The 24,490-nt window shown below is 64.5% G+C and carries 19 protein-coding genes; 16 read left to right on the top strand and 3 right to left on the bottom strand.

Annotation, left to right across the window (positions count from 1 at the left end; all coding sequences use genetic code 11):
- The first annotated feature begins 5 nt into the window (after positions 1 to 5).
- The 5 genes from U1708_RS03290 (at position 6) to U1708_RS03270 (ending at position 6,987) form a co-directional block, all read left to right on the top strand.
- Positions 6 to 1,511, top strand: coding sequence for a tryptophan halogenase family protein (locus tag U1708_RS03290; protein WP_332742713.1), 1,506 nt, complete (start codon positions 6 to 8; stop codon positions 1,509 to 1,511).
- Between the two features lie 385 nt (positions 1,512 to 1,896).
- Complete coding sequence (locus tag U1708_RS03285) at positions 1,897 to 4,431, top strand: TonB-dependent receptor (RefSeq protein WP_332742711.1); 2,535 nt, start codon at positions 1,897 to 1,899, stop codon at positions 4,429 to 4,431.
- The gene (locus U1708_RS03280; protein ID WP_443029924.1) at positions 4,428 to 5,609 is read left to right on the top strand and encodes a YdcF family protein; all 1,182 of its coding nucleotides are present in this window, start codon (positions 4,428 to 4,430) and stop codon (positions 5,607 to 5,609) included. The genes U1708_RS03285 and U1708_RS03280 overlap by 4 nt, the downstream gene beginning before the upstream one ends.
- An 18-nt stretch (positions 5,610 to 5,627) precedes the next feature.
- Complete coding sequence (locus U1708_RS03275) at positions 5,628 to 6,617, top strand: phospholipase C/P1 nuclease family protein (RefSeq protein WP_332742708.1); 990 nt, start codon at positions 5,628 to 5,630, stop codon at positions 6,615 to 6,617.
- Between the two features lie 91 nt (positions 6,618 to 6,708).
- Positions 6,709 to 6,987 (top strand): hypothetical protein, encoded by a 279-nt coding sequence (locus U1708_RS03270; RefSeq protein WP_332742706.1) that lies wholly within the window; start codon positions 6,709 to 6,711, stop codon positions 6,985 to 6,987.
- Between the two features lie 45 nt (positions 6,988 to 7,032).
- On the opposite strand, the gene U1708_RS03265 is transcribed toward U1708_RS03270, so the two are convergent.
- The gene (locus U1708_RS03265; RefSeq protein WP_332742704.1) at positions 7,033 to 7,959 is read right to left on the bottom strand and encodes an L-lactate dehydrogenase; all 927 of its coding nucleotides are present in this window, start codon (positions 7,957 to 7,959) and stop codon (positions 7,033 to 7,035) included.
- A gap of 554 nt (positions 7,960 to 8,513) precedes the next feature.
- On the opposite strand from U1708_RS03265, the gene U1708_RS03260 reads away from it, so the two are divergent.
- From U1708_RS03260 to U1708_RS03250, 3 genes are all read left to right on the top strand, one after another.
- Positions 8,514 to 9,503: an SDR family oxidoreductase gene (locus tag U1708_RS03260; RefSeq protein ID WP_443029923.1), complete on the top strand. Its 990-nt coding sequence runs from the start codon at positions 8,514 to 8,516 to the stop codon at positions 9,501 to 9,503.
- Positions 9,504 to 9,733: 230 nt separating this feature from the next.
- Entirely contained in the window at positions 9,734 to 11,458 is a 1,725-nt protein-coding gene (locus U1708_RS03255) for a DUF885 domain-containing protein (RefSeq protein ID WP_332742700.1), read from the top strand.
- A gap of 121 nt (positions 11,459 to 11,579) precedes the next feature.
- Positions 11,580 to 13,655: a M13 family metallopeptidase gene (locus U1708_RS03250; RefSeq protein WP_332742698.1), complete on the top strand. Its 2,076-nt coding sequence runs from the start codon at positions 11,580 to 11,582 to the stop codon at positions 13,653 to 13,655.
- Positions 13,656 to 13,722: 67 nt separating this feature from the next.
- Here the strand turns inward: U1708_RS03250 and U1708_RS03245 are convergent, their stop codons facing one another.
- Positions 13,723 to 14,646 carry a 3-keto-disaccharide hydrolase gene (locus tag U1708_RS03245; protein WP_332742696.1) on the bottom strand — a complete coding sequence of 308 codons (924 nt, stop codon included), beginning with the start codon at positions 14,644 to 14,646 and terminating at the stop codon, positions 13,723 to 13,725.
- A 215-nt stretch (positions 14,647 to 14,861) separates the two neighbouring features.
- On the opposite strand from U1708_RS03245, the gene U1708_RS03240 reads away from it, so the two are divergent.
- Positions 14,862 to 15,671 (top strand): ThuA domain-containing protein, encoded by an 810-nt coding sequence (locus U1708_RS03240; protein WP_332742694.1) that lies wholly within the window; start codon positions 14,862 to 14,864, stop codon positions 15,669 to 15,671.
- Positions 15,672 to 15,826: 155 nt separating this feature from the next.
- Here the strand turns inward: U1708_RS03240 and U1708_RS03235 are convergent, their stop codons facing one another.
- Entirely contained in the window at positions 15,827 to 16,735 is a 909-nt protein-coding gene (locus tag U1708_RS03235; RefSeq protein ID WP_332742692.1) for a LysR family transcriptional regulator, read from the bottom strand.
- An 87-nt stretch (positions 16,736 to 16,822) separates the two neighbouring features.
- Between U1708_RS03235 and U1708_RS03230 the strand changes: the two genes are divergently transcribed.
- The 7 genes from U1708_RS03230 to U1708_RS03200 all read left to right on the top strand — a co-directional run bounded on the left by U1708_RS03230 (position 16,823) and on the right by U1708_RS03200 (position 24,489).
- Positions 16,823 to 17,857, top strand: a complete 1,035-nt coding sequence (locus U1708_RS03230) for an aldo/keto reductase (RefSeq protein WP_332742689.1) — start codon at positions 16,823 to 16,825, stop codon at positions 17,855 to 17,857.
- Between the two features lie 11 nt (positions 17,858 to 17,868).
- Positions 17,869 to 19,062 carry an MFS transporter gene (locus U1708_RS03225; RefSeq protein WP_332742687.1) on the top strand — a complete coding sequence of 398 codons (1,194 nt, stop codon included), beginning with the start codon at positions 17,869 to 17,871 and terminating at the stop codon, positions 19,060 to 19,062.
- Positions 19,063 to 19,129: 67 nt separating this feature from the next.
- Complete coding sequence (locus U1708_RS03220) at positions 19,130 to 20,617, top strand: CYTH and CHAD domain-containing protein (RefSeq protein WP_332742685.1); 1,488 nt, start codon at positions 19,130 to 19,132, stop codon at positions 20,615 to 20,617.
- 53 nt (positions 20,618 to 20,670) lie between these two features.
- The gene (locus U1708_RS03215; protein WP_332742683.1) at positions 20,671 to 21,033 is read left to right on the top strand and encodes a Ca2+-dependent phosphoinositide-specific phospholipase C; all 363 of its coding nucleotides are present in this window, start codon (positions 20,671 to 20,673) and stop codon (positions 21,031 to 21,033) included.
- 296 nt (positions 21,034 to 21,329) lie between these two features.
- On the top strand, positions 21,330 to 22,508 hold the full coding sequence (locus U1708_RS03210; protein WP_332742681.1) for an inositol-3-phosphate synthase: 1,179 nt from the start codon (positions 21,330 to 21,332) through the stop codon (positions 22,506 to 22,508).
- Entirely contained in the window at positions 22,505 to 23,398 is an 894-nt protein-coding gene (locus U1708_RS03205) for an HD domain-containing protein (RefSeq protein ID WP_332742679.1), read from the top strand. Before U1708_RS03210 ends, U1708_RS03205 begins: the two co-directional genes overlap by 4 nt.
- Entirely contained in the window at positions 23,395 to 24,489 is a 1,095-nt protein-coding gene (locus tag U1708_RS03200) for a class I SAM-dependent methyltransferase (RefSeq protein ID WP_332742677.1), read from the top strand. Before U1708_RS03205 ends, U1708_RS03200 begins: the two co-directional genes overlap by 4 nt.
- Position 24,490 lies beyond the last annotated feature (1 nt).

Genomic DNA, 24,490 nt, shown 5'->3' with positions numbered 1-24,490 from the left:
CGATCATGGTCGAGCAGCGCGTCAAGAAAGTGGTCATCGCCGGCGGTGGCACCGCAGGCTGGCTCACCGCCGCCGCCCTGTCGCGGCAATTGGGACAACTGCTCGACATCACGCTGGTCGAGTCCGAGGAGATCGGCACCATCGGTGTCGGCGAAGCGACGATCCCGACGATGCGGTCCTTCCACGCGATCCTGGGACTGGACGAGCGCGAGTTCATGCGCGCGACGCAAGCGACGTTCAAGCTGGGCATTTCGTTCGAAAACTGGGCACGCGACGGCGATCGCTACATCCATTCGTTCGGCGACATCGGCAAGTCGACCTGGATGGGCGACTTCCACCATTTCTGGCTCGCCGCCAAAGCCGCAGGCGATACGAGCGAGATCGGCGACTATTGCCTGGAGCTACAAGCGGCCAAGGAAGAGCGGTTCGCAATCCCCACCGAGGGCACGATCAACTACGCCTATCACCTCGATGCGGGTCTTTACGCCCGGTTCCTCCGCGCGCGCAGCGAGGCGAACGGGCTGAAACGGATCGAGGGACGGATCGCCAGCGTCGACCGCGACGGCGAAACCGGCTTCATCCGCTCCCTCGTCCTCGATTCCGGCGAGTGCGTCGAAGGCGACCTCTTCATCGATTGCACCGGTTTTCGCGGGCTGTTGATCGAGGGCACCTATGCCGCCGGTTATGAGGACTGGTCGCAGTGGCTGCCGACCAACAGCGCCTTGGCCGTGCAGACTGCTTCGACCGGTCCGGCGCATCCGTACACGCGCGCGATCGCGCATGACGCGGGCTGGCGCTGGCGCATTCCGCTGCAGCACCGCGTCGGCAACGGGCTGGTCTATGCCAACGAGCATCTTTCCGACGACGAGGCGCATTCCCGACTGCTCGGATCGATCGGCGGCGAACCGCTCACCGAGCCTCGGTTGATCCGCTTCCGCACCGGTCGCCGGCGGCAGGTGTGGGTGGGCAATTGCGTCGCGCTCAGCCTCGCCAGCGGGTTCGTGGAGCCGCTCGAATCAACCAGCATTCATCTCGTCATGACCGGCGTCACGCGGCTGATGCAGACCTTTCCGTTCGGCGGCATCGCGCCGTCGGTGGTCAGCCGGTTCAACGATCAGGCGCAGGCGGAGCTAGAGCGGGTGCGCGACTTCATCATCCTTCATTATTACCTCAACGAACGTCCCGAGCCGTTCTGGGCGGCGCGCCGAGACATGCCCATCCCCGACACCCTGATCGAGCGTATCGCGTTGTTCGTCGAAGGAGCGCAGGCGTATCAGGGCGGCGAGGACCTGTTCCGTGTCGCGAGCTGGGTGCAGGTCATGCTCGGCCAGCGTCTCATGCCACGCGATCACCACCGCCTCGGCAGCATCATGGGTGGCCCGCAGCTGGCCAGCGTGTTGACCAACATCCGCAGCACGATCGCGAACACTGTCGCGGGCATGCCGACGCACCAACAGTTCCTGGATCGCTACTTTGCGGCACCGGCTAAAGCCGCGTCCGGGACCCGATAGACGAAATCGAACGCCAGGGTAGTCACGCGTCAGTGCGACAGGCGTGCCCCACTAAGCGGCGGTAAAATCACGATCTAGTAGCTGTCTACGTAGAGGTTCGCGTCACGCCCGGCGTGCACCGGGGTGCCGGTTCGCCCCCGCATCGGGCGAAGCATTGCCCACGACCACGGTCGTGGGCAATGCCCCCCTCACACGGTAGTAGCGCGGGGGAGCTGGCAGAGGGAGCCGACGGGCAAGCAAGGCGACAGCGAGTTTGCCCACCGCTCATCGATCTCAGAACACGACGGAATTGGTATTTCTTTGGTTTTGTAATTCAAGCTGTCACATTTGCCCTCCAACGGAGCCGGATTGCCATTCTGCCAAGTTAGAGTCCTGTGGGGGGTCCATGTTCAAATCCATTCTCGCAAGCGGTGCTGCACTCATCGCAATGAGCGCGGCAATCGCTGCGCCTGCATATGCTCAGACCGCCGATCCTGTTGCGGCAACCGAAGTCGTTCCGACTGAGGCCAATGGATCGGCCGCGGGTCCCGACGACGCCAAAGGCGACATCATCGTCACTGGTTCGACGCGCGCGCAGCGCCGCTTCGACGCGTCCTATGCGATCAACGTCGTTTCGCAGGCCGACATCGAGAAGATCGCCCCGGTCAACTTCGCCGACCTGATCGGCCAGCTCCCCGGCTTCCAGACCGAGATTACCGGCGGCGAAGTGCAGAACATCTACCGTATCCGCGGCCTGCCGAACGACGGCGGCTTCGTCAGTTTCCAGCAGGATGGCCTGCCGCTGTTCCATGAGAATGACGGCGTGTTCTTCCGCGGCGACGCGATCCTGAAGCCCGACCTTATGACCGAGCGCGTCGAGGTCGTCCGGGGCGGCCCCGCCCCCGTCTACGCCAGCTATTCGGGCGCGATCATCAACGCGATCGAGGTTACGGGACGTGACGACGTGCGCGGCAAGGCGCAGGCGACGATCGGCGATACCGGTCTCTATCGCGCAGATATCGTCCAGTCCGGTCCGCTCGGCGGCAAGACCTATTACGCAGTCGGTGGCTTCGTGCGCTATCACGACGGTTACCGCGACAACGGCTTCCCCAACGACAAGGGCGGGCAGTTCCGCGCCAATATCAAGCACGACCTCGACAACGGTTCGCTCCGGCTCAGCGTCAACTACGTCAACGATCACAACGTGTTCTATCTGCCGATCCCGACCGCAGACCCGCGCAATCCGGCCGTCTCGCTGGATCGCTACATCGACTATTTCTCGGGCACGATGAACTCGCCAGCGTTGCGCAACGTCGACCTGCGCTACCGCGACGGAGCAGGCGTAGTCCAGAACCAGTCGAGCGATCTTGCCGATGGTCGCCATATGCGGATGATCAACATCGGCACGCAATATGATGCCGATTTCGACGGCTGGCTGGTCTCCGCCAAGGCCGGCTTCACGATGGGCAAACTCGATTTCAACGCTTTTTACTCGACCACCAACCCGGTCGACGCGAACGCCTTCCCAACGCTGGGTGCTCCCAACGACTATCGGACCAGGGCTAATGCGGCGTTCGGTCCGGTCGCGTCGTTCGGCTATGTGCTCGCCGGCACCAACACCGTCTACGACCCCTACGCCGCTTCCGGCCTGGTCGTGCAGGGCCAGTATCGCGACGTCCAGTCGAAATTCTATTCCAACCAGGTCAATCTGTCGGTCGCCAAAAAGTTCGAGACGGGCTTCGGCAGCCACGATCTGAAGCTCGGCGTCTATGGCAGCCTCTACGGCGAAGACAGCCGGACGATCTACCAGAACTACCTGATCGAGGTTGCGGGCAAGCCGCGCACGCTCGACCTGATCGCGTATAACGCCGCCGGAACGCGGATCGGCAGTGTCACCGACAACGGCGTGCTGAACTATGCCGCGACGCTGACCGGCGGCAATTCCGATGCGAAGATGATCGCGGTGTTCGCCAACGACACATGGGAAATCCTGCCGGGCCTTCGGTTCGACGCAGGCATCCGCCACGAGCGCTACAGTTACAAGGGCTTTGCCTTGCTGACGGGCCAAGTCAATCTCGGCGACCCGACGACGCTGGCCGACGACACCACGCGCGCCTTCACCGGCAATATCATCAACCAAACGGGCAAGCCGCACGTCACCAACTGGACCGCGGGGGCCAACTACGACTTCAACCGGCATATCGGCATCTACGGTCGTGCCTCGCATCTCGAGACGCCACCAAGTGTGCAGACCGTGATGAGCATCAACCCGACGATCCTGACCACGATCGCCGATCAGTACGAAGCCGGGCTGAAGCTGGCGGCGGGCCGTTCGTATCTGTACGTCACGGGCTTCTATACCAATTTCGACCCGCTCAATGCCTCGTTCCTGGCGTTCGACCCGAGCACGGGGCGCAACGACGTGAACATCCCCTTCATCGGCGAAGCGCAGGTCAAGGGTATCGAGTTCGACGGATCGCTGGCGCTGACCTCGTGGTTCTCGCTCAACGGCGCGCTGACGATCAGCGATCCCAAATACAAGAACTTCCAGAGCTCTACCGGCGCCGATCCGGTCCAGGCCGAGGGCAAGCAGATCGTTCGCCAGCCCAAGATCTACGGCAACATCCGCCCGAGCTTCGACTTCGATCTCGGCGACAATGCCGTCTCGGTCTATGGTCGCTACACGTATATGGGGAAGCGCTTCGTCGACCTCTACAACAACACTGCGCTACCGGCGTACGGCACGACCGGCGCCGGCGTGACGCTGCGGCATGGCACGTGGCAGGTGCAGGTTGTCGGCGACAATCTGTTCAACGCGCACGGCCTGACCGAAGGCAATACGCGTACCGACCAGCTGAGCGGCCAGGGCAGTTCCGAAGCGATCTACGGCCGTCCGATCTTTGGTCGCAACGTCCGTCTGGTGGTGGGCAAATCCTGGTGAGATACGGCCTGGCCCTTGCCGCGGCGACCGTCGGCTTTGCGAGCATGCCTGCCAGCGCCGAGCCGGTCGTCGCGCAGGCCATGGCCAAGCCGGTCGGTGACCGCGTTATCGCTGCATTGTCGCGCCGACTGTTCCCGCTGTTCGATACGATCGGGGGAGATTCGGCAGCCCTCAACCGAGTGAAAGCAAAACCCGGTGTCGCTACCATGCTGGCAGCGCGCGCCGGGCGGCGGACCGCCTGTGCCGACGATGTGACCTGCATCGCGCAGGCGCTGGTCTGGACGCCGTCCGAGACATCTATCCTCGCAGAGGCAATGCCGCAGGGCATGTCATCTGCCGACGACGGCGCTGCGGCGCAGGCCAGGCGCGAGATCGAGGGGATCAACGTCATCCTCCGCACCTTCGGTCTCAGTCAGGTGCCGCGGTACCCGCAGATCGACGGCCCGGGGCCGATCGATCCGCTGGAGACACGCGCACGATTGCAAGCGGCCGACTGGCTGTCCCGCACGCCTCGCGCGCAGTCCGTCCAGGCGCTCGACCCGAGTGTGGACTTCGCGCTGGCCTTGCTCGACGTCAGCGACCGAACCGATGCGATCGGCTTCGATCCGTTGACCGCAGGCCTGAACGCCGTCGCGATGAAGCGCGCGCGGTCGCTCGACTGGAAGCGATGGCGCTACACCGCGATGATCGTCACCGGCGTCGGACCCGAGACACCCGACTCTGCGCTGAGCCCCTTCGGCAAATACCATGTCCGCCTCGCCGCGGATCGCTTCGCGCGCGGCGACATCGCGCTGATCATCCTGACCGGCGGGCGCGCGCATCCCCGCGCCACCCGGTTTACCGAAGCGGAGCAGATGCGCGCCGCGCTGATCGAACGCTACGGCGTACCGGCGGACGCGATCGTCATCGAACCCTATGCACGGCACACCACGACCAACCTGCGCAACGCAGCCCGCTTGCTCGTCACGCTGGGCGCGCCGCTCGACCGCGACACGCTGATCGTCTGCAATCCAGGGCAAAGCGAGGCGATCGCCAGCGCTGCATTCGTACAGCGCAACCTGACCGACTTGGGCTATGCTCCCGGGAAGGTCGGGGGGCGACTGTCCCCGACCGAGGTCGAGTTCCGGCCTTCGCCCCTGTCGCTGCGCGTTGATCCGCGCGATCCCCTCGATCCCTGATCCCGTCTGGAGCCTGTGATGCGCCCTGCCCTGCTAGCCACGATCGCCGCTCTTGCCGTATCCTGGATGCCATCCTCGGCGCTGGCATGGGGCGGCACCGCGCATGCCGTGATCGACCGTGCGGCGATCGAGGCGATCCCCGACGACGGCCCGGTCTTCCTGCGGCGTCATGTCGACTATATCGCCGGATCGGCCTCGCTGCCCGACGCGTGGCGCGGTTCGTCGGAAAACTTCTCGAAGATCGAGGAGGATCCGAACCATGGCTGGTTTCGCGAGCAGTTCACGTTCCTGAAACCGATCCCCCGATCGCGCTACGAATTCGTCATCGCCGTGTTCAAGCAGCACGAGAAGATCAAGCGCACCGATCCCGCCAGCGCGGCGCGTACGAACGTGCGCTGGACCGGCACGCTGCCTTACGCAGCGATCGAAGCCTATGACCGCATCGTCGTCTGCATGCGCGATGTCCGCGCTGCCCAGGCGACGGGCAAGGACCCCGCGTTCGCCGAGCAGCACTGCGCCTTCGACGTCATCCGCCTGGGTCACTATATCGGCGACGGCGCACAGCCGCTGCACGATTCGGTCAACAGCGATGGCTGGCGTGGACCCAATCCCAAGGGCTACACCACCGACCGATCCATCCACGGCCGGTTCGAAAGCAGCTTCGTCGACGGCATGAAACTGACCGCGTCCGACATTGCACCGCGGATGGGCGCACCCGGCCACCGCGAGGGCGACATGTTCGACGCGGTCCTCGCCTTTCTCGACGACGCGGGCAACAAGATGGAGCGCGTCTATTCCCTGGAAAAGCGGAACGGCTTCGCCAATTTCGCGGATAAGGACGTGCGCGCGCTCATCTACACACAGACCACGGCAGGCGCGGCGATGCTTCGCGACATGCTCTGCCGTGCGTGGACGGAGAGCGCCAATGCGCCTGCGGAGGTCAGCCCCTCGCCGATCGATTTCGCGAACCCGCGCTTTAATTCCGAAACGGGTTCTGCGCCCGATTGATCGCCAATCGCTGAAATTCTACGCCGTAAAAAATACGCGCGTCTACTATCTGCAATCGCACGTTGTGGCTTTTGGCAACAAAGGGAAATCCATGACGACTTATCCGCTGAGCGAACCGGCTACCATCTATGCCGACGGTAACGAGGATGCCAAGGACGCCAGGATCCTGGGACGGGGGACGCTGTCCGAATGCGCCGACCTAATCGCCGAACTCCCTGAAGAAGAGCGGACTGCCGTGCGTATTCAGATGGATGCCATGGATATCAAGTTCGATTCCACAGAGGTTGACGAGTTGTTGCAGTTCCTGCGGGACGAAAGTTCAGGCCTATCGAACAAGGACATCGAGAAGATATCCGAACCCGGCAGTTGATCGGAAATTCCAAGCTTTAACGGCACCCCAAAAATCGCTGCCTACTTAGGCGGTGTTCTTTAGCGTTTCGCGAAGAGCTTCGGCCGAAGCATGCAGCGCGGCAAGTTCGTCATCGTCGAGGTCGGGTGTCAGGATGCGAAGCACGCCACCAGCACCAATCAGGCAGGGCAGGCTGAGGTACAGATCGTCGATCCCGTACTGCCCTGCCACAAGCGTCGATACGGGTAACACTATGCGCTCGTCGCGGTGTATCGCCTCACAAATACGGACGATCGCAGTGGCGACGCCAAACGAGGTGTACCCCTTTCCATCGGCGATCGTGTAGCCTGCGCGCATCACGTCATGCGCGATCGCAGCGCGGTCGAAGCCTTGGCCGTCGAGATAGGCGTCCAGGGCCATGCCGCCTATCCGGACCGTCGAGTAAGCCATGACCTCGCTGTCGCCATGTTCGCCCAGTACCAAGGCCTCCACCGCGCCGGGGGCGATCCCGAGCCGGTCGGCGATCCGCTTGCGAAAGCGGTTGCTGTCGAGCAGCGTGCCGGTGCCGATCACACGGGCCGACGGCAGGCCGCTGGCGGCTTGAGCGACCTGAGTCATGGCGTCGGCGGGGTTCGAGGCTACGACGAGGATGCCGTCGAAACCCGCCGCCATCGCCTGGCCGACGCAATCGCGCACGATCGCCGCGCTCTTGCCGGCAATTGCCGTGCGCGGCTCCCCGTCCTTTGTGGCTGCACCGGCGGTGATGACGAGGATGGTCGCATCGCGCACATCCGCATAGTCGCCACCCCAGATCCGGGTCGGACGCGCAATCGCGTTGGCGTCCGCAATGTCGGTTGCCTCGGCAACAGCGCGGTCGGCATCCGCATCGATCATGACGATTTCGGCAAACAGCCCACGCAGCATCAACGCGTAGGCCGCTGCAGCCCCGACATTACCGGCGCCGATAATGGCGATACGTGACGATGGGGCCATGGCGGTTTCCTTGAGCTTGACGATAAATCGCCGTTCCACTGACTTGAATTATGGCGACGTAACTTACTGCCCCCCTTTCCGTCGGGTAGAGCGGGCTAGAAGAAAGCGATGACCACCACTTCCTGTCAGACCTTGCGGCATTCATGATTGCGCGCAAGGCCTTAGCGGGTTTTCCAGATTGGGCCGGCTGTCCTGGACCGGCCAGTGCCGGGCGTGATCCTGGTCGAAATCGGCACCCGCGGGCCAAAGCGTTCTGCCTAGAACAGTAGGAGTCGATCGCGGAACTATGTAGTTTCGTTCATTCGTCTCTGGACGGATTGAAGGTCTGCTCGAATTAGCCAGACAATGAACTCGTTGATGTCCGCCGGGGCGAAATCCGGGTCATCGACCCCGCCTCGTCGTGGCATCGAGCAGTTTAGCGCAGCGGCAATCTGATGACGCCGGTGTAGCGTCCTTCAGCAGCTTCCGAAGATCGCCGCGACCGACCAAGCGATTTTCGGAACAGAAGCAATTGTTTAGCGCTTGGAGCTTTGATCATTCCGGGAGCCATGACCATGACCGATACAACACGCCGTACATTCGTGACGGGCGCAGCGATTACCGCTGGCGCCATTGCTGCGACGTCCGCGAACGCCGCGACGCAAAGCGCTGGTGGCAACGCCGCGACGACACCTGCCGCCGCAGCCTATCCCAAGCCCCCCTACCCCGTACAGCGCCAACCTTGGCCGGGACTTGCGTCGAAGATGACACCGCGACCGGACCATGGCGAGAAAAGCTACAAGGGCTCGGGCAAGCTCGCTGGCAAGAAGGCCCTGATAACCGGTGGAGACAGTGGTATCGGTCGCGCTGCGGCCATCGCGTATGCGCGGGAGGGCGCGGATGTCGCAATCAACTATCTGCCGGCCGAGGAGCCCGACGCTCGCGAAGTCGTCGCGCTAATCCGGGCCGAGGGTCGCAAGGCGGTCGCGATTCCCGGCGACCTGCGCGATGAGCGCTTCTGCCGCCGGCTGGTGCAGCAAGCGAGCGAGCAGCTTGGCGGGCTCGATATTCTGGTAAACAACGCTGCACGTCAGCAGACGCGTCCCGGTATCGCCGATATCTCGAGCCAAGATTTCGACGATACGATGAAAACCAACGTCTACGCGCCGTTCTGGCTGACCAAGGCAGCACTTGAACGGATGAGTGCAGGCGCGGTGATCGTCAACACGTCCTCCGAACAGGCGGGCAATCCATCGCCTGACATCGTCGACTATGCGCTGACACGTGCAGCGGTACTGAATTTCACCAAGAGCATGGCCAAGCAACTGGCCAGCCGCGGCATCCGCGTCAATGCAGTCGCGCCAGGTCCGTTCTGGACGCCGCTGCAGGTCAGCGGTGGAGCTACGCCTGAAAAGCTGCGGAGCTTCGGCGGAGACTCCCCGATGGCACGAGCAGGCCAGCCCGCCGAAATCGCAGCGCTATACGTCGCCGCGGCCGATCCGTCCCTGAGCTATTCGACAGGCCAGATCTTCGGTTCAACTGGCGGAAACGGTCAACCGGCGTAACCGGGTAGTGCCGCAACTTGCGGTTGCGGCACTACCAAGCGATGGCGGCATCATCCCAGGGGCCCTGTCCTCGTTCCATAAACGTCGAAACCGGGATATTCTCGCTACGGGCCCGTAATTATGAGGTCAATTCATCCTACGCTTCGGTTGGTCGATGCGATGGTCGTGCGCCTTTCCCTTACCAGCCCGCGCAGGTAAGAATCTCGTTAGGGGCAGGAACGGGAGACGAGATGCGGTTCGGATACATGGTAGCGACGGCGTTGCTCGCACTCGCACCCGCGACGGCTTTGGCACAGCCGGCCCCCGCAGACGCGCAGCTGAAGGCGATCTACGAAGCCGAATGGGCTTGGCGGCAGAAGGAATTCGCCCAGATCGCGGACGGCCTGCGCAGCAAGCCCGACGATCATTTTCCCGCCGTCGCCCCCGCAGATTGGGCGCGCCGACGCACATACTGGAACACTGTACTCGATCGCATCGCGCGCATTCCGGCGGCGCGACTTTCGCCCGAGGAACACCTCAACGCCGCGGTCCTTAAGGAATCGCTCGGCGCCGAGGTCGCGAACATCGACTTCCGCACCTACGAGGCGCCGCTCAACAGCGACTCCTACTTTTGGGGCGGGGTGAAGCCGTATTCCCCGCTAGAGACTGCCGACGACTATCGCCGCTACATAGGACGGCTGAAGGACTTGCCGCGCTGGTTCGACCAGAACATCGCCAACATGCGGGCCGGACTGAAGCGCGGCTTCACGCCCCCGCGCGTGTCGCTCGCCGGACGCGATGCGACCATCGCCGCATTTACCAAGCCGGGTGCCGACAACCCGCTCGCCGAACCGTTCAGGGCGATGCCCGCTTCGATCCCGGCAAGCCAACAGGCTGTTTTGCTCGCCGAAGGACTAGCTGCCGTCGATACGGCCGCCGCTCCGGCCTATGCGAAGCTTCTAGCCTTCTACCGCGACACCTACCTGCCCGGAACCCGCGCGACGGTCAGTGCAGCCGCACTGCCAGACGGCGAGGCGTTCTACAAAAGTCAGATCCGCGAATACACGACGCTCGAAGTCACACCGGAGGCGATCCACCAGATCGGCCTCAAGGAAGTGGCGCGCATCGACGCCGACATGAAGGCGACGATCGCCACCACCGGCTTCAAGGGCAGCTTCGCCGATTTCCTCGCCTTCCTGCGCAGCGACCCGCAATTCTACGCCCGCACCCCCGACGAGCTGCTCGGCTTCTCGTCCTATGTGGCAAAGCGGATGGAAGGTCGGCTGAAGGACGTCTTCACTACCCTGCCCCGCTACCGCTTCACCATCCAACCGGTGCCCGACGCTATCGCGCCGGTCTATACGTCGGGTCGCGGTGGGCTCAGCGCATGCCTCATGAACACCTACGACCTGAAGTCGCGCCCGCTCTACAACATCGTCGCGCTGACGCTGCACGAATGCGTTCCTGGCCACAGCCATCAAGCCGCGATGGCGCTGGAAGCTCCGGACCGGCCCGCCTTTCGCCGGGAGACGTACTTCTCGGGCTACGGCGAAGGTTGGGGGCTCTATTCGGAATGGCTCGGCACCAAGCTCGGCATGTACCGCACACCCTATGAGGAATTCGGCCGCGAGACCTTCGAGATGTGGCGCGCCGCACGTCTCGTCATCGATACCGGTATCCATTCTATGGGATGGAGCCGTCAGCAGGCGATCGACTATCTTGCCGGACACACTGCACTCGCCAAGCTGGACGTCGAGATCGAGGTCGACCGTTACATCAGCTGGCCGGGCCAGGCGCTCGCCTACAAGCTCGGCGAGATGAAAATGCGCGAGTTGCGCGCGAAGGCGGAAGCGGGATTAGGCGATCGCTTCGACCAGCGGCGCTTCCATGAAACCCTGCTTAACATGGGCTCCGTGCCCCTGCCGGTAATGGAGACCGAAATGCTGAAGTGGATCGCGGCCGAGAAAACACGCTGACATCCGCCAGTCTTTGAGGTGCCCGAGCGCAAGGACCGTCGAGCTCACGCCGCGGCGTCTTTTTCGCTAGCGCCAGAGCATCTTAAAGGTAAGGTGCGGTGACCTTAAACGGAGAAGATCGTTGGTATTGAAGCATATACCGCTCGCTACCCTACTCGGTGCAGCCGCGATCGGGAGTTCGGTCACTGGCCAGACCCGGCAATCGACCGCGGCAGCGCCGACGACGAACGACGCGGCTGCGACCAGCTACGGCAGTTGGGGCTTCGATATGACCGGGATGGATCGCAGCGTGAAGCCGGGTGACGACTGGTTCCGCTTCGTCAACGGCGCCTGGGTGGACCGAACGCGGATTCCGCCGGATCGCTCGTCCTACGGCGCCTTCGCCGTTTTGCGCGACATCTCCGAACAACGGTTGCGCAGCCTGATCGGCGGCTACAGCGCCTCCGACACGGTCCACCCCGATCGAATGAAGGCGGCAATCCTCTACGCCGGTTTCATGGACACCGGGACTGCGGAGACGCTGGATGCCGCACCGCTGATCCAGCGACTGGCGCCGTTGAAAGCCGCCACGTCCAAGGACGACATCGCGCGGTTCATGGGTCGCTCGCTCGGAGGCTTCGGCGCGAGTTTCTTCGCACCAGGTGTCAACGACGACGCCAAGCAGCCAGACGTATACGCGCTCTACCTGCGCCAGTCCGGCTTGGGCCTTGGCGATCGTGATCTCTACCTCGATGCCAAGTTCGCCCCGCAGGTCGCGCGGTATCGACAGTACGTGGCTCAGATGCTGACCCTTGCCGGCTGGCCGGACGCCGAGACCGCGGCGGGGAACGTCGTGGCGATGGAGATCAAGCTCGCCACCGTACACTGGACGCGCGCGCAGAGCCGCGACCGCGACAAGACCTACAACCCGACGACGCCTGCGCAACTGGCCAGCCAGGCGCCGGGCTTTCCCTGGGCGACGTTCTTCAAGTCCGCCGGCGTCGACGCAGCCAACCGCGCGATAGTCGCGCAGAACACCGCCTTCCCCGGCATCGCCAAGGTGTTCGCCGAGACCGATCTGGCCACGCTGAAGGCGTGGGAGGCGTTCCGCATCACCGACGATGTCGCGCCACTCCTCTCGAAACGCTTCGTCGACGCGCAATTCGATTTTCGTTCGAAGTTCCTGAACGGTCAACCACAGCAGCGCGAGCGCTGGAAGCGCGCGGTGGCGTTCACCGAGAACGGCGTCGGCGAGGGAATCGGTCGGGACTATGTAGCGCTCTATTTTCCGCCCGCGTCCAAGGCCAAGATGGACCAGCTCGTCGGCAATCTGCGTGTGGCGTTGGCAGGGCGCATCCGCAACCTGACGTGGATGGGCGCGGCCACGAAGGAGCAGGCGCTCGGGAAACTGCAGGGGTTCAACGTCAAGATCGGCTACCCGGACAAGTGGCGCGACTATTCGGCGCTTCAGTTCAAGCCAGGCGACCTCGTCGGCAACGCCGAGGCCGCGCAGCGCTTCGAATGGGATTATCGTCGGCGGCGGATCGGAATCCCGGTCGACAAGGCCGAGTGGGGCATGACCCCGCAGACGGTCAATGCCTACTACAACTCGGTCAAGAACGAGATCGTCTTTCCCGCGGCGATCCTGCAGCCGCCGTTCTTCGACCCGAAGGCCGACGACGCGGTGAACTATGGCGGCATCGGTGGCGTGATCGGCCATGAGATCAGTCACGGCTTCGACGACCAGGGTCGAAAGTCGGATGGTCGCGGCATTCTGCGCGACTGGTGGACCGCGGAGGACGCAACCAAGTTCGAGGCGCAGGCGGCAAGGCTCGGAAGCCAGTACGAGGCATACAGCTTCGAGGGACTGCCCGGTCTCCACATCAATGGCCGCGCCTCGATGGGCGAGAACATCGGCGACCTAGGCGGGGTGCTGATCTCGCTCGACGCCTATCATACCTCGCTCGGCGGTAAGCCCGCGCCGGTGATCGGCGGCTTCACCGGCGACCAGCGTTTCTTCCTGGGTTGGGGACAGGTCTGGCGGACGCTGTTCCGCAACGAGGCACTTCGCCAGCAGCTCGTCAGCGATCCGCATTCACCGGGCCAGATCCGCGCGGTGAACCCCCTGCGCAACGTCGACGCCTGGTACGCCGCATGGAAAATCGACCCGACCCAGAAACAGTATCTCGCGCCCGCCGATCGCGTGCGGATATGGTGAGCGCGCGGTGGCCAGACGCCGGTGCGACGTCTCGATCGCATTCTCATCCCAGGTAAACCGGCGACATCTACTTACCCGCGACGACGATCTTCGGGAGTGTCGTGATGGGTTCGACCGTGATCGCGCGGAACCACGTCTCGGCGCCTTCTGATTGTAGCTGGATATGGCCATGCGTCAGCGGACGCCGGGTGCCGTCTGGCGCGATCGTCGCCAAGTCGTGCACTTCTGCAACCGGTACGCCGTTGACGACATGCACAGCGCGGTCGCCGACGACATACAGGTCGAGCGTGTTCCACTCACCGATCGGACGCTCGGCATCGGTCGCTGCTTCGACGTTCCAGGTCGGGGTGCCGTTGACGATGTCGATGTCGCGCCCCCCGGCACGGAAACGGAGATGGGGCTCGCCCAACGACGGATCGAACGTCACGTTGGTACGTCCACGCAGCTTGCCGCCCACCGCGACGATCATGCCGGTCGACCCGGTCATGATCTCGAACTCGACCGACGGACGCCATGTCCCGAAGACTTCGCCAGCGGTGCCGTGGGTGTGATAGAGCAGCCCGTTGTTGCGCGGCAGCGTCACGCGCGGTGCCCAGGTCTTTGCGCCCCATTTAAACTGCAACCGCAGGTGATAGTCGCCGAGGTCGGCGCTGTTGACGAGGCTGCCCCACGTCTCGCCCTTTACCCATATCGCGGGAGCGCCATCGACGGATCGTACTGCGAAGTCGCCGCCTGTGTCTCGGCTGGTACCGATCGGCGACGTGCCAGGGTTCGATCGATACGTGATCGAGGGGTCGGCATAGCCGAGCCAGGGCGCCCAGCCCTTCAGGCTGCGCCCGTCGAACAACGCGGTCGGCTTGCCGGTCGGCACGGGTATGTCCGTCAGCGTCAGCCGCTGCGCTGCCTTTGCCGGTTCGCCCGCGATAGCCCGTGCCCGATCCTTCGACGTTTGCGCGGTCGCGGGGGCGGACACCACCAGAAGCGCCACCATTGCTCGATCAAACCACATATCCGTTCGCCCCTCAACCGTCGCCCGACCGGCGATCATTTCGATAGCCTAGCGCTTTACTGATACCAATTGAACGTCGGTCTGTGCACACTCGGGTCATCGTGGCGCTCGCCGCTATTCGGCCTGCTAAAACCATCGCCGGTGTTTGCTCGCGCGCTCCTGCCATTTGGGCTATCTACCGGGCAGGAGATTGCACGATGCACAAGATGTTGGCGCTGGTCGCACTACTGACGATGGCGCAGGCCGCGCCCAATCCGCATCTGCCCGCGGCGACGTACGACAGCGTCGCCCCCGTGATTCCCAAGGGCTTGCGGAACGCAGTGCTGATCGTTTCGAAGACCAATGGTTGGCGCCACATCGAGCATATCCCACACTCCAACAGCGTGCTTGCCGATATCGCGAAGAACTTGGGGCGGGCGAGCTATGCTACCGAGAATGCTGCGGTCTTCAACGACGAACAGTTGCGGCACTTCTCCGTCGTCGTGCTCAACAGCGCGAGCGGCGACTTCCTCACGCCCGATCAACGCGCTGCGTTCGCCCGCTTCGTGGCGCGCGGTGGCGGCGTCGTGGCGTTGCACGCCGCGGGCGACGATAGTCACACCGACGCCTGGTATAGCGACACGATCATCGGCACCAAGTTCGTCGGACATCCAGGCGGGAGCGACCAGTTTCAACCCGCACGGATCATCGTCGATCGACCGGACCATGCCGTCATGGCCGGCGTCAAATTGCCGTGGTCGCCGGTCGACGAATGGTATTCCTTCGACGCCAATCCAACGGCCCGCGGTATGACCGTGCTCGCGCGGATCGACGAGGCCAGCTACCGTCCTGGCGCCAAGCTGGCGATGGGTAGGCATCCCGTCATCTGGACCAACCCTGCGACAAAAGGCCGTGTCGTCTACTCCGCGCTAGGCCACTCAGCGGAGGCATACGACGATCCGAACTATCACCGCGTTCTGGTCAACGCGATCAGTTGGGCGGGGAAACTGAAAATGGACCGACGCTGACGCACCTGGAGGATGGTCTAGTCGGGATAGCGACGACCTGAAGAGCGAACCCAGAACGATCGCGACGCAAATCATTGTGCCGTACACGGCAATGGCTCGCGTTCGGCTCCGCAGCCGGCCATCCCAAGGCGGTTATTTTTTCCCAGACCTAGCGATCATTCGGCAAGGCGTTGGGCTAGGAAGTCGACGAACACACGGACTCGCGCGGGGGTTTGGCTGCCGCCGACGAAGACCGCATGAATGAGTTCGACGTCACCCGGATTAAAGTCTTCGAGGATCGGTACCAGGCGCCCAGCCGCGATGTCGTCGACGACGCTGAACGCGCCGACGCGCGCCACGCCGACGCCGGCAGCCGCAAGTTGGCCGAGCGTCTCGCCATTGTTCGCCTCGATATTCCCTCTTACCGACAGCACGATGTCCTCGCTGCCCCGGCGGAACGGCCAGATCGGCTCGGCACGGCGAAAGTTGAAGTTCAGACAGTTATGCGCGTGGAGGTCTTCGGGCGCGAGGGGTGTACCGTATCGTGCCAGATAGTCGGGGGCCGCGACGATCACGCGGCCGCTTTCGCCGAGCTTGCGCGCGGTCAGCAAACTATCGGCAAGCGCGCCGAACCGGATCGCGACGTCCGCCTGTCCGGCGGCGATGTCGACGATGCCATCACTCAACGCGATATCGATCAGGATGTGCGGGTACAGCCCGGCGAACTCACCGAGCAGCGGCACGATACAGAGCCGCCCGTGCGATAGCGCAGCGCTGATCCGCAACCGGCCGCGGGGGGCCCCCTGGTCGGCAAGCTGCCGTTCGGCATCGTCGAGGTCCGCGAGGATGCGCCGCGCGGTCTGGAGATAGGCTTGCCCCTCGGCCGTCGGCGTCAGCGCCCTGGTCGATCGCAACAGCAGGCGCACGCCGAGCCGCGCCTCGATCCGATCGATCGACCGCGCGACGGCGGACGGCGTCAGGCCCAGCATTCTTCCGGCAGCGGAGAAACTACCCTCGCGCATCACCGCCGCGAAGATCTCCAGCGCTCGTGCACGATCAGCGTCCATGCCTACCTTTGCGTCCATGTCAAAAGTCCTTCGCGGCATCACAGCCTTATCCGGTGCAGCAATATCCGCCATCTATGCCCCAAGACATGAATTAGGGAAGCGCGCATGGACTATCGGCAATTGGGATCTTCGGGACTACGCGTGCCGGCCTTGAGCTTCGGCACCGGCACCTTTGGGGGCACGGGGCCCCTGTTCGGCGCGTGGGGCCAGAGCGACGAGACCGAAGCGCGGCGGCTGGTCAATATCTGCCTGGAGGCAGGCGTCACGATGTTCGACACCGCCGACGTCTATTCCAACGGCGCATCCGAGACCGTGCTCGGCGCGGCGATCAAGGGGCGACGCGATGCGGTACTGATCTCGACCAAGACCGGTTTGCCGATGGGCGACGGGCCACAGGACTGGGGCGCGTCGCGCGCGCGGCTCATCCGCGCCGTAGAGGCCTCGCTGCGCCGGCTCGGGACCGATCATATCGACCTATTGCAGCTCCACGCGCTCGATGCTTCCACGCCTGCCGAGGAGGTGATGGGCACGCTCGACGGCCTGATTGCCGCGGGCAAGGTCCGGTATGCCGGGGTCTCCAACTATCCCGGCTGGCAGCTGATGAAGGCGCAAGCCATCGCCGACCGCAACGGCTGGCCGCGTCTCGTAGCGCACCAGGTCTATTATTCGCTGATCGGTCGCGCCTATGAGGCCGACCTGATGCCGCTCGGCGTCGATCAGGGTGTCGGCGCGCTGGTGTGGAGCCCGCTCGGCTGGGGCAGGCTGACGGGCAAGATCGGGCGCGATAGGCCGATCCCCGAGGGCAGCCGGCTGCACGATACCGAGCAGTTCGCGCCGCCGGTCGAGGCCGAGCATCTCTACCGCGTGATCGACGCACTGGAAGCCGTCGCCGCCGAGACGGGCAAGAGCGTGCCGCAGGTCGCGATCAACTGGCTGTTGCGCCGTCCGACCGTCGCGTCCGTCATCATCGGCGCGCGTAACGAAGCGCAGCTGCGCGACAATCTGGGTGCAGTCGGATGGGCATTGTCGCCCGATCAGGTCGCGGTGCTCGATGCGGCCAGCGCAGTACTGCCGCCCTACCCCCATACTCCTTATCATCAGCAGGAGGGCTTTGCCCGCCTGAACCCGCCACTGGTCTGAGGACGCACACGATGAAACTCAATCCAGGCTTGCTGGCGCTGGCGGTCGGCGCGTTCGGCATCGGCGTCACCGAGTTCGCGCCGATGGGGCTGCTGCCCGTCATTGCCGACGATCTCGGCGTGTCGATCCCGAGCGCCGGACTGCTCATTAGTGCCTACGCGCTCGGCGTCGTGATCGGCGCACCGCTGATGACGCTGACGACGGGGCGCGTCCCGCGGCGGACGCTGCTGATCCTGCTCGCCGGGATCTTCACGCTGGGTAACGTGTTGGCGGCGCTCTCGGGCAGCTACGGCATGCTGCTGGCGGCACGGATCCTGACCTCGTTCAATCATGGGGCCTTTTTCGGGGTCGGCTCCGTGGTGGCAGCCAGCCTCGTGCCGGCCGAGCGGCGCGCAGGCGCTGTGGCGGCGATGTTCATGGGCCTGACGATCGCAAATGTCGTCGGGGTGCCGCTCGCGACATGGGCAGGCGAACACCTCGGCTGGCGCTCGTCCTTCTGGGGCGTCTCTTTGCTGGGCGTTGTCACGATGGCGGCGCTCAGGCTGACGCTTCCCGCACTGCCGGCACCGTCCGATAGCAACGCGATGGCCGAGCTGCGCGTCCTCACGCGTGGTCCGGTTCTCGGCGCGCTCGGGCTGACCGCCGTCGGGGCGAGCGCCATGTTCACGGTGTTCACGTACATCACGCCGATCCTGCGCGACGCAACGCATGCCTCGCTCGGCTTCGTCACCGCGATGCTGGTGACCTATGGCGTCGGGCTGACGGTCGGCAATTGGCTGGGTGGGCGCTTCGCCGATCGCTCGGTCGACCGCACGCTGATCGTTACGCTGGCCTTGCTCGCACTGATCTTGATAGCCTTCGCAGTGCTGATGCCCTTCAAGGCGCCGACAGCCATCCTGATGTTCCTGTGGGGCGTTGCGAGCTTCGCCCTGGTCCCGCCGCTTCAGGTTCGTGTCATGCACGCGGCCGCCGATGCGCCCAACCTCGCTTCGGCAATGAATATCGGCGCCTTCAATCTTGGCAATGCGATCGGCGCAGCGGTGGGCGGCGGCGTGATCGCAGCTGGTCTGGGTTACCCCGCCGTGGCGCTGGCTGGTGCTGCGGCCTCGGTGCTCGGTTTGGTCGCGGTCATCGTGAGTGTGCGGAAGCAGGGAAATCGCGCCCAGCCGCAAATGACGGAGACGGTCGCGCCGGAAGCAGCCTAACCGCTCGGTCGATCGGATCGGCCACGACGCCTTCGGATCGATATCGCGGGTCGACGATTGTCTATCGATGACCATCGAAACCACAGACCGTCTGTCGTCAGGCGACGCGGCAAGCGAAATCGAGTTGAAGCTCGAAATAGACCAGGCGGCAATGGATCGCCTGACCACAGCCGAGATAATGAGGAACACCACGCCCAAGGTCATTCATCAAGTCTCGGCCTATTTCGATACGCCTAAACAAGATCTGCGCGCGGCAGGCGTATCGCTGCGTGTACGGACAGCCGGCGGCAAGCATGTCCAGACGATCAAGGTCAGCGGGGGGACGGCGGCTGGGTTGTTTGCCCGCCCGGAATGGGAGCATGAAGTCGCCGGCTTCGAGCCTGAGATAGAAACCGGATCGCCGATACACACGCTGATCGCAGGCAAAACGCTTGGCAAGGTCAGGCAGGCTTTCACCGTCACGATAACGCGCAAGCAGTGGGTCGTCGTGCATCACGGCGGGACGGTGGAACTCGTCGCAGATACGGGCGCCGTTTCTGCAAGCGACCGCGTCACGCCCGTCTCCGAACTCGAGCTGGAACTGAAGGGCGGCCAGCCAAGCGCGATATTCGCGTTAGCTCGCGAGCTGGGAGTCGACATTCCCATTCGCCTCGGCGTCCTGACGAAGGGGGAGCGAGGATATCGGCTGATCGACGCGGCGATTTCGGACGCGATCAAGGCCGAACGTTTGGATCTGGCGCCGGACACCACCACGGCTGAAGCTTTCGCGCAGATCGTCGGTACGTGCCTGCGCCACTTCCGCCTGAACGAGAACCTCCTGCGCAGCCATCCCGGAGCCGAGGCATTGCATCAGGCCCGGGTTGCCTTGCGGCGGCTGCGGTCTGCGCTGTCGATCTTCAAGCCGATCGTTGCCGACGACCGCTTTGCGCATTTCGCAAGTGAGCTCAAATGGCTGGCCGGGTCGCTTGGTGCGGCGCGAGACCTGGATGTACTGCGGCAAAGGGTTGGCGATGCTTCGCATCCAGCACTCCTGGCGGCGCACGAGGACGCCTATACGACTGCGCTAGCTGCGCTGGACTCCAAGCGGACGCGGGACCTGATGATCGACGTGGTCGAATGGACGGCGTTGGGCACGTGGCGCACTCAGCCGCTGGATCCGGAGAGCGTGCAAGCGCCTGCGGTTGCCTTTGCCAGCGAGGTATTGCGAAAATTACGTCGGCGCATCAAGCGACGCGGTCGCGATCTCGACCACCTCGACGACGAGCCGCGTCACCAAGTGCGGATCACTGCCAAAAAGCTGCGGTATGCGACTGGATTCTTCCAAAGCCTGTACCCTGACAAACGGTCGCGTCGGCGGTTCAAGGCGTTCACCAAACATCTGGAAGCCTTGCAGGACCATCTGGGCATCTTGAACGATCTGGCGACTGCCCCTGCATTGCTGGACCGTTTCGGTCTGGACCACGAAACGGCGTTGCCGGTCGCGGAGGGGGAGCCGATCTTGTCCGATGCGACCGACGCTTACGAGCGGCTCATGGGTTCGAAGCGGTTCTGGTAATCCGCTCCAGACAGGTACCGCGGCGCGACTTGGGCGGCGGGGATCGTTGAGCATTGCCGCGCAGCCATCGCGACCAAGCTCGCGGGTATCGACTCGACACGGCGGCATATACTGCGCTCGATGCGGAAATCCGCTCGGTGATGCCGTCCGGCAAGCTGATCGTGCCCGACGTCGTACAGGGTCGCTATCCGACGTTGCGTGACGCGGTGCTGGCGGACACGCGGGAAGCGCGTGCCAACGACACCGCCCGCGCGATACCGCGCTGGCGGATGGCGCGCAGTATATCTCGACCGACTATCTCTAGCCCGATCCGCGGCTGCCCGGCAGTTACCACGTCGCGCTCCCCCGGTGGTCTGATCGCGCGCTGCAATCACTTCCGCCCCCCAGGGGCTGCGGCGATCTCGTCAAGGGTGTAAAGTGATGCGGACGGTCGGTGCGGAACCACCCGAACACGGTCCCATTGGTTGGTCGGGAGTTTGGCATGATTGATCCACCGATCAGTGGCCTCCGATAGAGGCTAGCGATCAGAGAAATACGCTGACCGTTACGCTGATGGCGGCACGAGGGCTTTCCTGCCGAGCCTCATCATCTTGCCACCAAAAACGGCAACATATGTAATCGCCTGAGCACTTTAGCCGCTGCCTACGCAGACATCGGTGGACTTTGCTTATCGGTTGGCTAGCCACGCCCTCTGTTTTGAGAGGACGTAGTTATGGGCGAACGGGTCGGGATCGCAGTGATCGGGCTGAATGGCGCGGTGGCCACTACCGCAGCCGCGGGTATTGCGATGATTCGCGCGGGATCGAACGACCTGTCGGGCCTGCCGCTCGCGAGCCGCGACGTCGAGGGAATGGCCGCATACCGCGACCTCCATTTCGGCGGTTGGGATCTCAGCCATGACGACCTCGCGACCGCCGCGCTGAAGCATGGCGTGCTGACGGAGAGCGATCTTGCCAATGGTGCCGCAAGCCTGTCGGACATGCGGCCCTGGCCCGCGGTCGGGTCGACCGACTTTTGTGCCAATATCGACGGCGCCAACAAAATCGCCGCCCCCGGTCACCGTGCGGCGGTCAAGCACATCCAGGACGATCTTGCGCGCTTCAAGACCGAGCAGAATCTCGACCGGGTGGTGATGGTCAATCTCGCCTCGACCGAGCGCAAGGCCGATCTCGGGGCGGACGCGCTGACCAGCGTCGAGGGCTTCGAACGTGGCCTAGACGGCGACGATGCGGCGATCAGCCCGGCGATGCTCTACGCCTATGCCGCGATCGCCAGTGACACCCCTTATGCCAATTTCACGCCGTCGGTCGCCGCCGATGTCGCACCGCTAGCCGAGCTCGCCCGCCAGCGCGGCGTGCCGATCGCCGGCAAGGACGGCAAGACCGGCCAGACGTTGCTGAAGACCGTGATCGCGCCTGCGCTGCGCGACCGGGCGCTGCACGTCGATGGCTGGTTCTCGACCAACATCCTCGGCAATTCGGATGGCCTCGCGCTCGACGACCCAAAGAGTCTCGCCTCGAAGGTCGATACCAAGAAGTCGGTGCTCGACCAGATCCTCGGCTACCCGGTCGAGGATCACATCATCATGATCCATTATTACAAGCCGCGCGGCGACAACAAGGAAGCCTGGGACAACATCGACCTGACCGGCTTCCTCGGCCAGAAGATGCAGCTGAAGCTGAACTTCCTGTGCAAGGATTCGGTGCTGGCGGCCCCGCTCGCGATCGAGATCGCGCGGTGCCTGGCGTTGGCTCAGACGCGTGGCGAAGGCGGCGTGCAGGATCAGATGGGTATTTTCTTCAAGATGCCGCAGACCGCCGATGGCGGCGAGCCGATTCACGCGTTCGGCGAGCAGCAGCTGATCCTCGACACGTGGCTCGATCGCCGATGACGTTTCGCGCGGCGCATCTGCCGCTGTTGCGCGAGCTTGGCGACCTGAAGCGGATCCGGTCAGCGGATCGCGACGGGTCGATCGCGGAACGGCTGTTCGCGCGCGGCTGGGCGGCGCTGGCGGCGGGCGATGCACCGGTGGCGGTGATGCGTCGGACGGTCGCCGCTGCACTCGCGGCGGCACGGCTGGGCGATCTCGACCGCGTCACGCTGGCCGAGCTTGGGCTGTCCGATGCCGAGGCGTGTGCGGTGCTCGAACGCGGGTTCGACGAGGTGTCGGTGCAGATCGACTTGGCGCTGGCGGCCGACCTGCGCGGAGCGTTGGCCGAGGGCGCACCGGCGGCCGGACCGGTGCCGCGGTTCGTTGCGCAGCTTGCCGGCCAGCCGCGCGCGGGTGTCACCTGTCCGGGCCGGCCTCGCCTGCTGCTCCAGCCGCCCGAGAACCATGCCGAGCATTGCCTGATCGTCGCGGTGTACGGCGTGCTCGCCGCGCCCTCGTACGGCGCGGATCCGGCGGAGGTGTTCCTCGCGTCGATGGCGCATCATTTCCACAATGCGGCGATGCCCGATGCGGGGTTCACCGGCGAGGTTCTGCTCGGCGACCTGCTCGACCGCGTGATCGACGGTGCGCGCGAACAGGCGATGGCGATGCTCGATCCGGCGGTGGCAGCGCAGGTCCGCGCGGCGATCGCGCCGATCGCCGGCGACGCGACTCCGGCGGCGCGCGCGTTCCATGCCGCCGACGTGCTCGACCGGGTGCTGGAGATCGAACAGCACACGCGCGCTGCCTCCGCGACGATGGACACGGTCCTCCACACCTACGAACTCGTCCATGCGGGTCCCGTGAAGGATTTCCACGACCGCGTTCTGGCGGATTTCGGCCTGTTGTGACCTACCGCTCGCCCGTCACCGGACGGCCGCTCGTCGCGGATACGCCGCATTCGCTGGCCGCACCTGGCGAGCGCTGGCCGGTGGTCGACGGCATCCCGTATCTGCGGACCGACAGCGAGGGGCTGGTGGCGGTGGCGCTTGACCATCTCGATGCGGACTGTCCGGACGACGCGCTGGTTGCGTTGCTGACCGACCAGGATGCGTGGTGGACCGGCCCGGCGACCGATCTTCGCGAGCTGAAACGCCTCGTCCGCGAGCGCGACACGCTGTCGTTGCGCGCGGCGATGGCGTTGCTGCGGATGGGACCGGTGGCGGATTATTTCGCGCATCGCTGGAGCGACCCGACGTACCTCGCCGGGCTCGCTCTAGTCGAGGCGCACTGGCGGCAGCCGGATACCGCGTTCGAGCTGGCCTGCGGGATCGGGCATTATTTGCGCGAACTGTCCGCACGCGGCGTTGCGTGCGTCGGCGCGGACGTCGTGTTCTCGAAATGCTGGCTGGCAAAGCACTGGGTCGCGCCCGAGGCCGACTATGTCGTGTTCGACGCCGCAGCGCGCTGGCCGGTCGAGACGCAGCGCTTCGATCTCGTCGCGTGCCACGACGCCTTCTACTTCCTGCCCGATCAGCCACGGGTCGCCGAGCTGCTGCGCGCGGCTGTCACGCCCGGTGGCGTGCTAGCGGTCAGCCACCTCCACAATGCAGCGGTCGCCGGCGGTGCGATGGGACCGGCGCGCGCCGGGGCCGAATGGGCTGCGCTGTTCCCCGATGCGACCGCTTATGACGAGCGTGAGCTACGCCGCGCGCTGCTCGCGGCCGATGCGCCTGCCTCGACCCGGTGGTCCGACGATCCCGCTATCGAGGCATGGTCGATCGTCGAGGCGGATGGTGGCGCGGCGCGTGCCCTTACCGGCGGACTGGCAATGCCTCTCGCCGATGCGGTGCTAAGGCCGAATCCGTTGCTCGACGGCGGTACCCCGCGCTGGCCATCCGATCGCTACCGCGCGGAATATGCCGATACGTGCACATGGCTGTCGGACGACGGCGACGACGCACGGAGCCGCCGCGTGCTCGACCTGCCGGCGCGGTGGTGAG

Origin of the sequence: Sphingomonas arabinosi (assembly GCF_036663715.1) — a bacterium.
Classification (GTDB): Bacteria; Pseudomonadota; Alphaproteobacteria; order Sphingomonadales; family Sphingomonadaceae; genus Sphingomonas.
The sequence above is the reverse complement of the archived record's forward strand: the minus strand, read 5'-3'. Positions and strand labels throughout refer to the sequence as shown.

Excerpts from the sequence above, each read along its gene's own strand:
- U1708_RS03285 (WP_332742711.1), top strand. The coding sequence starts at position 1,897 with ATGTTCAAATCCATTCTCGCAAGCGGTGCTGCACTCATCGCAATGAGC.
- U1708_RS03275 (WP_332742708.1), top strand. The coding sequence starts at position 5,628 with ATGCGCCCTGCCCTGCTAGCCACGATCGCCGCTCTTGCCGTATCCTGG.
- U1708_RS03230 (WP_332742689.1), top strand. The coding sequence starts at position 16,823 with ATGGACTATCGGCAATTGGGATCTTCGGGACTACGCGTGCCGGCCTTG.
- U1708_RS03225 (WP_332742687.1), top strand. The coding sequence starts at position 17,869 with ATGAAACTCAATCCAGGCTTGCTGGCGCTGGCGGTCGGCGCGTTCGGC.
- U1708_RS03260 (WP_443029923.1), top strand. The coding sequence starts at position 8,514 with ATGACCGATACAACACGCCGTACATTCGTGACGGGCGCAGCGATTACC.
- U1708_RS03235 (WP_332742692.1), bottom strand. The coding sequence starts at position 16,735 with ATGGACGCAAAGGTAGGCATGGACGCTGATCGTGCACGAGCGCTGGAG.
- U1708_RS03210 (WP_332742681.1), top strand. The coding sequence starts at position 21,330 with ATGGGCGAACGGGTCGGGATCGCAGTGATCGGGCTGAATGGCGCGGTG.
- U1708_RS03240 (WP_332742694.1), top strand. The coding sequence starts at position 14,862 with ATGCACAAGATGTTGGCGCTGGTCGCACTACTGACGATGGCGCAGGCC.
- U1708_RS03265 (WP_332742704.1), bottom strand. The coding sequence starts at position 7,959 with ATGGCCCCATCGTCACGTATCGCCATTATCGGCGCCGGTAATGTCGGG.
- U1708_RS03270 (WP_332742706.1), top strand. The coding sequence starts at position 6,709 with ATGACGACTTATCCGCTGAGCGAACCGGCTACCATCTATGCCGACGGT.
- U1708_RS03255 (WP_332742700.1), top strand. The coding sequence starts at position 9,734 with ATGCGGTTCGGATACATGGTAGCGACGGCGTTGCTCGCACTCGCACCC.
- U1708_RS03205 (WP_332742679.1), top strand. The coding sequence starts at position 22,505 with ATGACGTTTCGCGCGGCGCATCTGCCGCTGTTGCGCGAGCTTGGCGAC.
- U1708_RS03290 (WP_332742713.1), top strand. The coding sequence starts at position 6 with ATGGTCGAGCAGCGCGTCAAGAAAGTGGTCATCGCCGGCGGTGGCACC.
- U1708_RS03220 (WP_332742685.1), top strand. The coding sequence starts at position 19,130 with ATGACCATCGAAACCACAGACCGTCTGTCGTCAGGCGACGCGGCAAGC.
- U1708_RS03245 (WP_332742696.1), bottom strand. The coding sequence starts at position 14,646 with ATGGTGGCGCTTCTGGTGGTGTCCGCCCCCGCGACCGCGCAAACGTCG.